Origin of the sequence: Streptantibioticus parmotrematis, assembly GCF_019890615.1 — a bacterium.
Taxonomy (GTDB): domain Bacteria; phylum Actinomycetota; class Actinomycetes; order Streptomycetales; family Streptomycetaceae; genus Streptantibioticus_D; species Streptantibioticus_D parmotrematis.
In genome coordinates this window covers 140,406-154,030 of record NZ_JAINVZ010000002.1, presented here as the reverse complement: position 1 = coordinate 154,030, position 13,625 = coordinate 140,406, and the positions used below count along the sequence as shown (strand labels likewise).

The window sequence follows — 13,625 nt, the reverse complement described above, 5'->3', positions numbered from 1 at the left end:
AGGTCAGAACCGATTGTCAGTGGCCGCTCGTAGCGTTGCGGACATGGAGGACACCGAACAGCGGTGGTCGGCCGGGCAAGTGCTCGCACTCGCTCCTGACGCCGCGTCAAGCAAGGCGGGCACCAAGCTCGGCGTGCCCGGCCCGTGGTCCGGCACGGGCCTGTCGGAGGGGTGCGCGCCGCCGGGCGGCGAGGGCACGGCCAAGGGCGTCGAGGCGGCACGCGCGGACGGGGAAGACGGGGAGCCGGGCGGCGGCGTCCTCATGGTCTGGGGCCTGTGCGCGGGCAGCGGCAAGACCCCGTACCGCACGGTCGTGGACGTTACCGCTCCCGCGTTCAAGTGTTCTTGCCCCAGCCGCAAGTTCCCGTGCAAACACGCCCTGGGCCTGCTCCTGTTGTGGTCCCAGGGACGGGAGGGCGGCGTCGCGGCGGCCGAGCCGCCGGACTGGGTGCGGGAGTGGCGGGCGGGGCGTCAGGCCACGGCGACGCGGCGCCGCACGCCCAGGGCCGAGGTGGCCGATCCGGCGGCGGCCCGGCGCAGGGCGGAGCGCAGGGCGTCCCGGGTGGCGGCCGGGGCGGCGGAGCTGGACCAGCGACTGGCCGACAGCCTGCGGTCGGGCCTGGCCTCCGCGGGCCACGAGGACCGCCGGATCTGGCAGGAGGTGGCAGCCCGCATGATGGACGCCCAGGCTCCCGGACTGGCCTCCTGGACAAGAGAGTTGGCGGTGATACCGGGTTCCGGCGGGGACTGGCCGACGCGGCTGCTGGAGGAGCAGAGCCTGCTGCACCTGCTGGCCCGCGGCTACCTGGGGTGCGACGGGCTGCCCGAGGGCCTGGCGGCCACCGTCCGCACCCGGGTCGGCTTCACCGCGGACACCGCGGAGCTGCTGGCCGGCCCGACCGTGCGGGACCGCTGGCTGGTGCTGTCCCAGCAGGATGCGCTGGAGGGGCAGTTGACGACCCGGCGGATATGGCTGCTCGCTGCGGAACGAGGGCGTGCCGCGCTGCTGCTGGGGTTCGGCGCGACGGGCCGGACGCCTGAGCTGTCGCTGCCGGTCGGCCGGATCGTCGACGCCGAACTCGCCTACCACCCCGGCGCCGTCCCGCTGCGCGCCGCGCTCGGACCTCAGCACGGTGCGCCGGAGCCGGGCCGAATACCGCCCGCAGTGGCGGTCGGCGACGCGCTCGGGGCGTACGGGGAGGCATTGCGCGCCGATCCGTGGCTGGACGAGTGGCCGGTCGTGCTGGGCCCGGTCGTGCCGGTGCCGACAGCGCACGGCTGGCAACTGGCCGACGCGGAGGGCGACTCGGCGCTGCCCGTGGATCCCCGGCGCCTGGACCGCCCGGGCCTGTGGCGCCTGGCCGCGGTCTCGGGCGGCACCCCGGTCACCGTCTTCGGCTCGCTGGGCCATCGCGGCTTCACGCCCCTGACGGCCTGGTCACCGCAGGCCCCGGGCGACCCGGTACGGCTGTGAGCGCCGCGCGGCAGCCGTACGGGGGTCGGCCGCCGCGATGCCGTCCGGCGAGGCGCAGGGGCCACCACGCGGTCGTGGCCGCGTGACTGAGGCGCAGGCGTCAACCGCGCGGTCGTGACCGCGAGACCGCGCACGGCGCGCGCGGTCGTGACCGCGTAGGGCACGCACGGGCACGACCGCGCTCACGGGATCGACAGCGTGAGCCCTGATGCAGAACGACACGATCAGAAGGGGGAGAGCAGCCATGGCACTGACGACACCGCGTCCACCCGCGACCGGGGCCGACACGGGCAGCGCGCATCCTGAGGAGCCCGGGAGGTCGGCGGGGTCCGGGCCGCCGGGCGGGCCCGCGTCCGGTCGGCGGCCGGGCGCTCGCACCGCGCCGGGTGGGCGGGACGCACCGGAGGTCCGCGAGAGCCGAGACCGACCCCTCCCCTCCTGGGAGGAGTTGTTGTCCGCCGCCCTGCTCGGGACGGACCGGCGGGCGGCCTCCCGCCTGGACGGCGCGGGTGACGATCCGGCCCGTGCGCTGCTGGACGCCGCAGCCGTGGAGACCGTACGCAGACGCGCGGGCCTGCGGCCGCCGACCGCCGCGCCGCGTCCCGTGCCCGCGCAGCACGACCCCCGGCCGCCGCTGCCCGCGGCGGCCCGGGACCGGCTCACCATGTTGCTCAGCGACCGCGTGGGCGCCGGGGGTTCGGGCGGCGGGGGCCGGCGCGGGACGGCTCCGGCGCTCGCGGAGTTGCTGCCGCAGTGGCTGGCGGCGGCCACGGCCCACGGCTACCGCGCGCCGGACGCCGCGCTGCCCGCGTTGCTGGACGCGGCGCGGGCCAGGACCGACCTGCGGCCCGACGCGCTGGCGCTGGCCGGGCCGCGCGGGCTGTGGCTCGCGGAACTGAACCCGGACTGGCGGTTCGCGCTGCGTTCCGGCGGTCGCGGCGCGGCGGGGCGGGCGGCGGACGAGCCGGAGGCGGCACGACGGCTGTGGGAGGAGGGGCTGTTCGCGGAGCGGGTCGCGGTGCTGACCTCGATACGGGAGCGCGATTCGGCCGAGGGGCTGGCGTTGCTGCGTTCGACGTGGGCGAAGGAGCGGGCCGAGGACCGGCTGATGTTCCTGGACTCGTTGCGGGAGCGGCTGTCGGCGGACGACGAGCCGTTCCTGGAGCAGGCGCTCGCCGACCGCAGCCGCAACGTGCGGGCGACGGCGGCGGAGTTGCTGGCGGGTCTGCCGGGTTCCGCGCTGGCCGGGCGGATGGGGGCGCGGGCGATCAGCTGCGTGGCGTTGGACCGTACGGGGGTCGGTCCGCGCGTCGTGGTGGAGGCGCCGCACGAGTGTGACGCGGCGATGGAACGCGACGGGGTGGCCCGCAAGCCGCCGTCCGGCCGGGGCGAACGGGCCTGGTGGCTGGGGCAGTTGGTGGAGGCCGCGCCGCTGGGCATATGGACGGAGCGGCTGGGCGGGCGGGCGCCCGGGGAGATCGTGGCACTGCCGGTGGCCGACGACTGGCAGGCGGACCTGCACGCCGCCTGGTGCCGGGCCGCGGTGCGGCAGCGGGACGCCGACTGGGCGCGGGCGCTGCTCGGGCCACCGCCGGAGCGGGCGGACGCGGGCGGCACGGCGTCGGTGGTGGGCGATCCGGCGAAGCTGCTGTCGGTGCTGCCGCACGAGGAGCGGGCGGCGTGGGTGACGCGGTTCATCGCGGCGCACGGGCTGTCGGAGGCGTTCCAGCTGCTGGGGGCGTGCGCGGTGCCGTGGGCGGAACCGCTGGGCCGGGCGGTGGTGGACGCGCTGGACATCGCCCGGGAGGCGGGCAGCTATCCGTGGAGCTTCAGCGGGGTGATGGGCCTGGCGGAGCGCTGTCTCGACCCGGCACAGGCGGACCGGCTGGAGCCGCTCACCGCGATACCCGAGGAACCGCCGGACGGCTCGCCCGGCGCCGGGGGCTACTGGTCGGAGGCGTTCCAGCGCCTGGTGGGGACGCTGCGGCTGCGGGCAGCGATGTACGCGGAGCTGGCCCCGGACGCGTAGGGCGCCGGGGCGGTGCCGCGCCGGGGCAGTGCTGTGCCGGGGCGGTGCGCGGGGTGCCGGCCGGGCGTGGCCCCACCGGCCCCTGCCCGGAAAGGCGGGCCGGGTGCGGGCTACGCCCCCGCGGGCTGGCGGACGTTCTCGCGGACCCAGGTCACGACGTCGCCGGTGGTCGTGCCGGGGGTGAAGATCGCGGCGACGCCCAGCTCCTTGAGCGGGGGGATGTCCGCCTCGGGGATGATGCCGCCGCCGAAGACCTGGATGTCGCGGGCGTCGCGCTCGCCGAGCAGTTCGATGACCTTGGCGAAGAGCGTCATGTGCGCGCCGGACAGGATGGACAGGCCGATCGCGTCGGCGTCCTCCTGGATCGCGGTGTCCACGATCTGCTCCGGCGTCTGGTGCAGGCCGGTGTAGATGACCTCCATGCCCGCGTCCCGCAGCGCGCGGGCGATGACCTTGGCGCCGCGGTCGTGGCCGTCGAGCCCCGGCTTGGCGACCACCACGCGGATCGGACCCGACACACCCATCACTGCCTCCATGCCTGCCGTGCCATCGCTGCCATCGGGCTCACGTTGTGAACGAACGTTATCCCCCAGCATCCCGCACGCGGCAGTTTCGCGGCACGGGGGGAGGGGGAAATCACACGTGGGACATATTCACGGCGCGCCAGGCCCGAGTCCCGCCCTCGGTGATCCGGCGTCACGCCACAGCCGGACTCCCGTGGCGAGGGGGCCGCGCGCGCCAGGGGAGCCGCAGCCAGGCCCCGCGCCGCCGTGCCGTCAGCCGCCCGGCACGGCGGCGCGACCGGGCCGCCGACCGCCACCTCTCGCGTCGGCACGCCATCCGCCCGGCCGTCCGCCGAGCCGCTCACGCCTGCCCTACGGCTGCCCTCAAGGGCGTACGGAGACGATGCCGCCCGCGTACGCCGCACGGGGAGGCAGGCCATGGACAGCAGCGACCCGAGCACGACGACCGACGACACCGGGTGTCCGTACGGGTTGGGGCGCATGGCCGCCACGGCCCGGGTGACGATGACGGAGGTGGCGGTGCTCGCGCGGCACCTGCTGCTCTATCCGACGGGTGTGTTCCAGGAGTCCCCGGCCCCTGCGGCAGCGTCCGTGCCGCGACAGCGCACCGCACCGCCTCGGACGGCACCGCCGACCGGCCCGTCCGGCCCCGCCCACACGCCGCTCACCGGCCCCGTGCCCACGCCCGTTCCCGTCGCGGACCTCCCGCCGGGGAACGGACCGGTGGGCGCGGACGGGCAGCTGCCGGTGCTGTTGCTGCACGGGTTCGTGGACAACCGTTCCGTCTTCACCCCGTTGCGCCGCAACCTGCGCCGGCACGGCTGGCGGCAGGTGAGCGCGCTCAACTACTCGCCGCTGACCAGCGACGTGCGGCACGCGGCCGCGCTGCTCGGGCGCCACGTCGAGGAGTTGTGCGAGCGCACCGGCAGTGCGCGCATCGACCTCGTCGGGCACAGCCTCGGCGGGCTGATCGGGCGGTACTACGCGCAGCGGCTCGGCGGTGACGTCCGGGTGCGGACGCTGGTCACGCTGGCGACGCCGCACGCCGGGACGCGCGCCGTGCCGTTCGCCGACCCGCATCCGGTCGTGCGGCAGATGCGGCCGCGTTCCGCGCTCATGGCCGAACTCGCGCTTCCCGCGCCCGGTTGCCGTACGCGGTTCGTCGCGTTCTGGAGCGATGCCGACCCCATCATGACGCCCACGGAATCCGCGCGGCTCGACCACCCGGATCTGATCATCGAGAACGTCGGCGTGCAGGGCGTCGGTCATCTCGCGATGGCGGTGAACGCGCAGGTCGTGGCGGGGGTTCGACAGGCTTTGCGGAGCGTTTCCGACGCCTCGGAGGCAGTGGACGCGGCCTGATCCGCCCCTCACTCGCACGCCTCGCGCGTATGCCCGAAATTTCCCCGCATTGTCGGGTTCGGCCGTGCCGGTATACAGTCGCCGATCATTGTCATGACGCCGACGCGAAAGAGATGTCGACGGTGGACGATCGTGAACACGATCCGCTTTTCGGCCCGTTGCCCGGTGGTCACGACGGGCAGCACGCGTACGCGTACGGCGAACCGCGTTCCGCGTCGTACGGGAGCCCGTACGGCGACCCCGCCACCGCCCGGCCCGGCCCCGCCGACCCCGCCGCCTCCAGCGCCTCGGAGGTCCCCGGCTCCCCGGCCCGCGGTCCCGTCCGGCATCGGCATCGGGCCCGCGGGCGGGCCGGTGGACGGCGTCGCAAGGCGCCGCCGAAGCGGTTCACCCTGCTGACGGTGGCGGTGCCCTCGGTCGCCCTGCTGGGGGTGGCCGCGGCGGCGGTGAGCAGTTTCGCGGCCGGGCAGCACGGCGGCGGCCACTCGCGTACCGACGCCGCGTCAACCGCCGCCCACCAACGCGCCGTTGACGGCGCCGATGCGACGACCCCCGCTACGGCCTCCGCCACGACCGCCTCAGGAGCCGCCGCTCGCACCGCCGTCCCCGCCGCCGACCGGGCCCGTCAGCGCGCGGCCCTGAAGCAGCGTCAGACGCAGGACGCACCCCACGACGTCCTGCCCGTCGTCCAGCGCGGCCTGAGCGCGTACTTCGGCGAGACCGGCGCGCACTGGCTGTCGATGCACACCGGCATCGACTTCCCCGTGGAGCCCGGCACGCCGGTGCGGGCGGTCACCGACGGCACGGTGCGCGTCAAGTGGAATCCGTCGTACGGGAACATGGTCGAACTGACCGCGCCGGACGGCACGCAGACCTGGTACTGCCACCTGAGCGCGGCGCGGGTCGCCTCGGGCGCGGTCCGGGCGGGCGAGGTCATCGCGTACTCCGGCAACACCGGCAACACCACGGGGCCGCACCTGCACTTCGAGGTGCGGCCGCACGGCGGCGCGCCGGTGGACCCGCTGCCCTGGCTCCTCGCCCACGGCCTCGACCCCCGCTGAAGGCCTGCGGCAACTCCCCGGCCCGCCTCAGCCCTACAGCTCCCGGCCCGCGTCAGCCCTACAGCTTCTCGACCGGCGCGTACCGCAGCAGCAGCCGCTTCGGCTTCTCGCCGCCGAAGTCCACCGTCGCCTCCGCGTTGTCCCCGCTGCCCTTGACGGCGACGACCGTGCCGAGGCCGAACGAGTCGTGGGTGACGCGGTCGCCGACCGCCAGCGCGACCACCTCGCGTTCCCGCGCGCCCGCACGCCGTGTCGCGAACCGCGAGGACGTGCCGCCGCCACCGCGCCCGCCGGAGGCGAGCACCGACGACCCGGGCGAGACCTTCGGCGACGGGGCCGAACCACCGGTGCGCTTCCAGTCGATCAGCGTCGGCGGGATCTCCTCCAGGAAGCGCGACGGCGGGTTGTACGCGGGCTGGCCCCAGGCGCTGCGCATCGCCGACCGCGTCACGTACAGCCGCTCGCGGGCACGGGTGATGCCGACGTACGCCAGCCGTCGTTCCTCCTCCAGCTCCTTGGTCTGGCCGAGGGCGCGCATGTGCGGGAAGACGCCGTCCTCCATGCCGGTCAGGAACACCACCGGGAATTCGAGGCCCTTGGCGGTGTGCAGGGTCATCAACGTGATGACGCCACCGCTCTCGCCCTCCTCCCCCTCGTCCGGGATCTGGTCGGAGTCGGCGACCAGGGCGACCTGTTCCAGGAAGTCCGCGAGGGTGCCTTCGGGCTGTTCCTGCTCGAACTCCAGGGCCACGGCGGCGAGTTCCTGGAGGTTCTCCACCCGGGTCTCGTCCTGCGGGTCGGTGGACGCCTGCAACTCGGCCAGGTAGCCGGTGCGTTCGAGGACCGCCTCCAGGACGGTGGCCGGGCCCGCGCCGGACTCCACGATCGTGCGCAGCTCCTCCAGCAGCTCGTTGAAGCGGCGCACCGCGTTCGCCGAGCGCGCGGCCATGCCGTACGCCTCGTCGACCCGGCGCAGTGCCTGCGGGAAGGAGATCCGCTCGCGCAGCGCCAGCGCGTCGATCATCGCCTCGGCGCGGTCGCCGATGCCGCGCTTGGGCACGTTGAGGATGCGGCGCAGCGGGACGGTGTCCTCGGGGTTGGCCAGCACGCGCAGGTAGGCCAGGACGTCCCTGACCTCCTTGCGCTCGTAGAAGCGGACGCCGCCGACGACCTTGTACGGCAGGCCGACGCGGATGAAGATCTCCTCGAACACACGGGACTGCGCGTTGGTCCGGTAGAAGACCGCGACGTCCGACGGCTTGGCGTGGCCCGCGTCCGTGAGACGGTCTATCTCCTCGGCGACGAACTGCGCCTCGTCGTGCTCGGTGTCGGCGACGTAGCCGGTGATCACCGCGCCCGCGCCGGCCTCGGTCCACAGGTTCTTCGGGCGGCGGCTGGTGTTGCGTTCGATGACGGCGTTGGCGGCGGTCAGGATGTTCTGCGTGGAGCGGTAGTTCTGCTCCAGCAGGATCGTGGTCGCGTCGGGGTAGTCCTCCTCGAACTGGAGGATGTTGCGGATGGTCGCGCCGCGGAACGCGTAGATCGACTGGTCGGCGTCGCCCACCACGCACAGCTCGGCCATCGCGTCGTCCGGGTCGGCGGCCTGCGGCGGCACCGCGGGGTCCGGCTCCAGCGTCGCGGGCGTGCCGACCAGCTCGCGCACCAGCGTGTACTGGGCGTGGTTGGTGTCCTGGTACTCGTCCACGAGGACGTGGCGGAAGCGGCGGCGGTAGTGCCCGGCGATGTCGGGGAACGCCTGGAGCAGGTTGACCGTCGTCATGATGATGTCGTCGAAGTCCAGTGCGTTCGCCTCGCGCAGGCGGGCCTGGTAGAGCGCGTAGGCCTCGGCGAGCTTCTTCTCGAAACCGTTCTCGCTCTGCGCCGCGAAGCTCTCCTCGTCGATCAGCTCGTTCTTGAGGTTGGAGACCTTCGCGCTGAACGACTTCGGCGGGTACGTCTTCGGGTCGAGGTCCAGGTCGCGGCAGACCAGGGCCATCAGGCGCTTGGAGTCGGCCGCGTCGTAGATCGAGAAGCTGGACGTGAAGCCCAGGTGCTTGCTCTCCCGGCGCAGGATGCGCACGCACGCGCTGTGGAACGTGGAGACCCACATCGCGTTGGCGCGCGGGCCGACGAGCTGCTCGACGCGCTCCTTCATCTCGCCCGCGGCCTTGTTGGTGAACGTGATCGCGAGGATCTGGCCGGGATGGACGCCGCGGTCGCCCAGCAGGTGGGCGATGCGGTGGGTGAGCACGCGGGTCTTGCCCGAGCCCGCGCCGGCGACGATGAGCAGGGGCGAGCCGGAGTGGACGACGGCGGCGCGCTGCTGCTCGTTCAGCCCTTCGAGCAGCGCGGCCGGGTCGACGACGGGGCGGGCCACACCGTCACGGTAGTGCGCGTCCCGGGGCGCGGGCACGTCGAAGCGACCGCCGAACAGGTCGTCCGGCGCGTCGTGGTCCGCGGGCCGCGCGCCGTCGTGGGACACGTGGGCGTCGTCGTCCGGTGGCGGAGGCGCCTCGTCCGCGGGCGGTTCGAACGAGGCGAGGAAGTTGTCGTCGAAGAGGCTGCTCATCGTCGTACGAGTCTAGGCGGCGGCACTGACAGCCCGCGGCGCCTCCCGGGATCCGGGTGCCGCTCGCGTAGGACGTGCCGCGGATGGCTCGCGCCCCACGTGCCGCAGATCACGAAAGCATTTCGGACAGATCACGTCTCAGGCTTCACATCCGCCCCGCGCGTTCGCTAGCGTGCTCGGCCAAGGCGGCCGTCCCCCACCACCGGCGCAGTGCCGGTGCGGTACGCCTCCGCCTTCCGGGGCCCCGATCCGGCGTACGCCAACGGCCGCCACCCGCGGAACAAGCCACCGGCGGGCGGTCCACGGAAGGAGCGCCGTCCATGGCGTCGCACCGCAAACCGTCCCCCCGCATCGCCGCGATACCCGGGCCCCGCGCGGCGATCTGCGTCACCTCCGCCGCGCTGGCGACCGTCACCCTGCTCGGCGAGAACGCCTCGGCCGCCCCGGCGAAGCCCCAGCCGACCATCGCGCAGGTGCAGGCCCAGGTGGACTCCCTCAATCACCAGGCGGAGGTGGCGAGCGACCAGTACGACCAGGCCGCGCAGAACACCGCCACCCAGCGGCAGAAGGCCGACGCGCTGCTCGACCAGCTCGCCCAGGGTGCCCAGCGGCTCAACGACGCCCGGCGCACGCTCGGGCAGCTGGCCGACGCCCAGTACCGCACCGGAGGGCTCGGGCAGACGGCGCAGTTCCTGCTCGCCTCCGACCCCCAGCAGCTGTTCGAGCAGACGCACACCTTCGACCGCATGACCCAGCGGCAGCAGCGGGCGTTGTCGGACTACGAGACCCAGCAGGCGAAGACCTCCGGCGCCCGGGCCCGTGCCGCGAGCGGCGTGCGGGCGCTCACGCTCTCGCAGCAGAAGCTGGCGGGCGACAAGGCGACCGTGCAGAAGAAGCTCGCGCAGGCGCAGTCCCTCCTCAACAGCCTCACCGCGCAGCAGAAGGCGAAGCTCGCGGCGTTGCAGAAGCAGCGCGAGGAGGCGGCGGCGCGGACCGCGGCGAAGCTGGCGGCGGAGCAGAGGGAGCGGGCGAAGCAGTCCTCCGGCTCGTCGTCGGGCTCGTCGTCCGGCGGCTCGTCGTCCGGCGGGTCCTCCGACGCGTCGTTCGCGGCGAAGGCGGCCAAGGCGATCGCGTTCGCCAGGGCGCAGCTCGGCAAGCCGTACGTGTGGGGCGCGACGGGCCCGAACTCCTACGACTGCTCGGGCCTGACCCAGGCGGCCTGGGCGGCGGCAGGCGTGACGCTGCCGCGTACGACCTGGGACCAGGTCAAGGTCGGCACCCGTGTCTCCGTCGACGACATGCAGCCGGGCGACCTGGTCTTCTACTACAGCGACATCAGCCACGTGGCGATGTACATCGGCGACGGCCAGATGATCCAGGCCCCGCACACGGGCGCGGTGGTGGACGTCCAGCCGGTCACGGAGATGCCGATCTACGGGGTGACGCGCCCGGCGTAGGGGGCCGGAGGGCCGGGGTGGGGCGCCGGAGGCGTCAGGTCCACAGCACGGCGATGAAGATGTTGGCGACGGTCAGCGCCCCGACCGTCGCCACCACGCCCTTCTCGACGGTCTCCTCGTCCCGCTTGACGTAGACCAGGCCCAGGATGACCACGAGGAACGCGAGCTTCAGCCCGATCTTCGGCACGCTGAGGTGGACGTGCTGGGCGTCGCTCAGCCCGACCAGCACGATGCCGGTGACCAGCATGGTCAGCGCGCCGTGCAGCATCGCGGGCACGACGCGGGCCTCGCCGCCGCGCATCGCCTTCATCTGGGTGAGCACGCCGCCGAGCAGGGCGGCGATGCCGATGATGTGGAGCCCGACGAACAGGTGGGTGAGCACGTCCATGCCGGCGAGCCTAACCAGGCCCCTCCGGGGCCCCGCGCCCACCCCCTGGCACGACCCGGCCGAATCCCGGCGGGGGCGGTGAGCCGGGGGCTACGGTGGTGCGCGGTGCTCGGGAACGGGAGGCGGCCGTGACGCGGCGACGTGGGCCCTGGTGGGCGCTGTTGGCGACCGCCGGGCCGCTGTACGTGACGATGATCGCCTCGTCGGCCGCCGCGCTGGTGGACACGGCGCTGCTGGGGCATTACGCCACGGCCTCACTGGCCGCGTTCTCCGTGACGATCGCCGTGTTCAACCCCGTGATGTCGATGATGCAGGGGGCGGAGCGCGGCGTGTTGCCGTTCGTGGCCGCGCACAAGGACGACCCCGAGGCCCTGCTGCCGGTGGTGCGCAACGCGATGTGGCTCGGCTACGCGGTCGGCACGCTGGGGGCGCTCGTGGTGGGCGCGGTGCCGTTGATCGGTGAGATGACCGGGACGCCGAGGGCGACGCTCGATCATCTGGGCGTCTTCCCTTACCTGTTGGTGGGCAGCGTGGTGGCGACCGCGCTCGGGACCACGACGTCGACCGTGCTGATCGGCCTGGGGCGGGCCCGGGTGGTGATGAAGGTCGGGCTGCTCAACACCGGTATCGGGGTGGGGCTTTCGCTGCTGCTGGTGCGCGGCGCCGGACCGCTCCCGCCGTTGGGCCTGACCGGGGCGGGCATCGCCATGCTGACGTCCACGGTGGTCGCCCGCGCCGTGGCGAAGGCGGCCCTGATGCGGCATCCCGCGATGAGGGGAACGCGGCTGCGGCCGGGAAGGCCCGACCTGCCCGAGGTACGGCGACTGGCCGACGTGGCGCTGCCGCTGGCCGGAACGGTGCTGGTGAAGTTCGTGGTGATGGGCGTGCTGACGTTCGCCGCGGCGCGGATCGGCACGGCTGACGCCGCGGTGCAGATCGTCTGTGTGTCGCTGTCCAACGTGATGTACACCGCGGCGGTCGCGGTGGGCCAGGCCGTGGCGCGGACCGTGGCGGTCGCGGCTCGGGGCCACGAGGTCGCGGCGGTGCGGCGGATCGTCGCCGTGGGCGCGGTGCTGGCGCTGGGCGCGGCGGCGTTCTTCGGGATCGTCCTGGTGGGGTGGCGGCACCAGGTCGTGTCCGTCTTCAGCTCCGACCATGTGGTGTTGGCCGGCGTCATGGCCTTGTTGCCGTTGCTGCTGGCCTCGGTGGCGACGGACGCGTTGCAGGCGGTCTCCGGTTTCGGCCTGGTCGGGTTGAGGGTGACGCGGCCGAGCCTGACGTGGACGCTCCTGTGGTTCGGGCTGCTGGGCGTGGTGGCCGTGCCGGTCGCCGAGTCGGGCGGTCTGCGGGCGCTGTGGTCCGCGCTGGTGGTGGCGAACGCCCTGCAGGTGGTCAGCAAACTGGCGTCCTTCCGCAAGCACAGCGCCCTGTGCGCGGCGGCGGAGCCGCTGCCCGCCTCCGCGACCGCGTAATCCACCGACTCCTCGCGCCTGAGGCGTCAGCCCGCCCAGCGTCCTGACAGGTACGTGAGGGCGAAGACCGTGGTCAGGGGGACGGTGAGGCTGAGGCAGGCGGTGTGGAAGCGGGGGGAGCGCAGGCCCCGGGAGGCCAGGGCGGTCCACAGGGGCCACCACAGGAGGGTGGCGCGCGGGATGGACATGTACCAGTAGGACGTTCCCAGGGCGCACAGGTTGAGGCCGATGTAGAGGGCTTCCGGCCAGCGGCGTTCACGTATCAGGAGGCCGAGCAGGAGCACGCCGACGACCATGGCGACGAGTTCGGCCTGGAACATGAAGGCGTAGCCGGTGGTCTGGGCGTGGCCGAACGCGTTGTGCCAGGTGGTGCTCCAGGCGTCCCAGGGTGTGTGGAACGTGCGGTACCAGCCGCGTTCCTGGGCGTGCTGCCACGCCATCCAGTCGCCGGTACGGGCGTGCAGGTACCAGCCGTAGAGCAGCGCCGGTACGGCGGGCAGGGCCAGCCAGGGCAGCGGTCGCAGGTCCCGGCGGGCGCGGACGGAGAGCAGCAACTCCAGGGCGAGCGCGGCGGCGAGGAACAGGCCGCTGACGCGTACCGCGGTCGACAGGGCCGCCAGTGCGGCCGCCAGGGGCCAGTCGCGGTGCCGGGCCGCGAGCCAGGCGGGCAGCGCGAGGGCGAGGAAGAGGGCTTCCGTGTAGCCGACGGCCAGGAATATCGCGCAGGGGGAGAGCAGGAAGATCAGTACCGTGCGCCGCCCGGCGTCGGGCTCGGGCAGGTGCAGGCGGGCGACGCGCGCCAGGGCCACCACGGCGACGGCTCCCGCGACGAAGGAGATCAGTAGCCCGGCGAGAGTCCAGTCGGGGACGAGGACGTGGACGGCGCGGAGCAGGAGCGGGAAGCCGGGAAAGAACGCCTCCCGGTTGTCCCAGCCCTTCTGCCAGGGACCCGCGCCGCCGGGGAAGTAGCCGTCGCGGGCGATGTCGAGGAAGTGGACCCAGTCCCACTGCTGGAACGGCGCGAGGAGCGGACCGGGGCTACGGGTGCCGGGGTCGGCCGGGAACAGCCATCGGACGCTGTAGGCGGTGATCCAGATGCCGATTCGGGTCAGCAGGTACAGCCAGAGCACGTCCCGGTCGGCCGGGCCGAGGCGCGGCCGACCGGGAAGGCGCGGGCGTTCGGGAAGGCGCCGGTGCGGTGGTCCCGGTGCGGCGGGGCGCTTCGGGGCGGCCGGTGCGTGCTCCCGCGCGGTGGGCGACATCGCGCACATATCGGGCTCCTCAGGATG

General features: G+C 73.9%; 10 protein-coding genes. 6 read left to right on the top strand and 4 right to left on the bottom strand.

From position 1 onward, the window contains the following. Positions 1-43: 43 nt before the first annotated feature. Together K7472_RS03440 and K7472_RS03435 are read left to right on the top strand one after the other, a co-directional pair. The gene (locus K7472_RS03440) at positions 44-1,474 is read left to right on the top strand and encodes an SWIM zinc finger family protein (protein WP_222973740.1); all 1,431 of its coding nucleotides are present in this window, start codon (positions 44-46) and stop codon (positions 1,472-1,474) included. A 451-nt stretch (positions 1,475-1,925) separates the two neighbouring features. Beyond that, on the top strand, positions 1,926-3,503 hold the full coding sequence (locus K7472_RS03435) for a DUF5691 domain-containing protein (RefSeq protein WP_372457896.1): 1,578 nt from the start codon (positions 1,926-1,928) through the stop codon (positions 3,501-3,503). A 110-nt stretch (positions 3,504-3,613) separates the two neighbouring features. Here the strand turns inward: K7472_RS03435 and icmB are convergent, their stop codons facing one another. Then, positions 3,614-4,027, bottom strand: a complete 414-nt coding sequence (gene icmB / locus K7472_RS03430) for a coenzyme B12-dependent isobutyryl CoA mutase small subunit (protein ID WP_222973736.1) — start codon at positions 4,025-4,027, stop codon at positions 3,614-3,616. A gap of 417 nt (positions 4,028-4,444) precedes the next feature. Between icmB and K7472_RS03425 the strand changes: the two genes are divergently transcribed. Beyond that, positions 4,445-5,389 carry an esterase/lipase family protein gene (locus K7472_RS03425; RefSeq protein WP_372457895.1) on the top strand — a complete coding sequence of 315 codons (945 nt, stop codon included), beginning with the start codon at positions 4,445-4,447 and terminating at the stop codon, positions 5,387-5,389. Between the two features lie 122 nt (positions 5,390-5,511). Beyond that, the gene (locus K7472_RS33350) at positions 5,512-6,450 is read left to right on the top strand and encodes a M23 family metallopeptidase (protein WP_308013749.1); all 939 of its coding nucleotides are present in this window, start codon (positions 5,512-5,514) and stop codon (positions 6,448-6,450) included. Positions 6,451-6,508: 58 nt separating this feature from the next. Here the strand turns inward: K7472_RS33350 and pcrA are convergent, their stop codons facing one another. Further along, entirely contained in the window at positions 6,509-9,019 is a 2,511-nt protein-coding gene (gene pcrA / locus K7472_RS03415) for a DNA helicase PcrA (protein WP_222973734.1), read from the bottom strand. A 320-nt stretch (positions 9,020-9,339) separates the two neighbouring features. Here pcrA and K7472_RS03410 point away from each other — a divergent pair, with 320 nt between their 5' ends. Then, entirely contained in the window at positions 9,340-10,476 is a 1,137-nt protein-coding gene (locus tag K7472_RS03410) for a C40 family peptidase (RefSeq protein ID WP_222973732.1), read from the top strand. 34 nt (positions 10,477-10,510) lie between these two features. On the opposite strand, the gene K7472_RS03405 is transcribed toward K7472_RS03410, so the two are convergent. Beyond that, on the bottom strand, positions 10,511-10,864 hold the full coding sequence (locus tag K7472_RS03405; RefSeq protein ID WP_222973730.1) for a hypothetical protein: 354 nt from the start codon (positions 10,862-10,864) through the stop codon (positions 10,511-10,513). A 128-nt stretch (positions 10,865-10,992) separates the two neighbouring features. On the opposite strand from K7472_RS03405, the gene K7472_RS03400 reads away from it, so the two are divergent. Next, positions 10,993-12,336, top strand: a complete 1,344-nt coding sequence (locus tag K7472_RS03400) for an MATE family efflux transporter (RefSeq protein ID WP_308013748.1) — start codon at positions 10,993-10,995, stop codon at positions 12,334-12,336. Positions 12,337-12,362: 26 nt separating this feature from the next. Here the strand turns inward: K7472_RS03400 and K7472_RS03395 are convergent, their stop codons facing one another. Further along, positions 12,363-13,607, bottom strand: a complete 1,245-nt coding sequence (locus K7472_RS03395) for a mannosyltransferase family protein (RefSeq protein ID WP_252395028.1) — start codon at positions 13,605-13,607, stop codon at positions 12,363-12,365. Positions 13,608-13,625 lie beyond the last annotated feature (18 nt).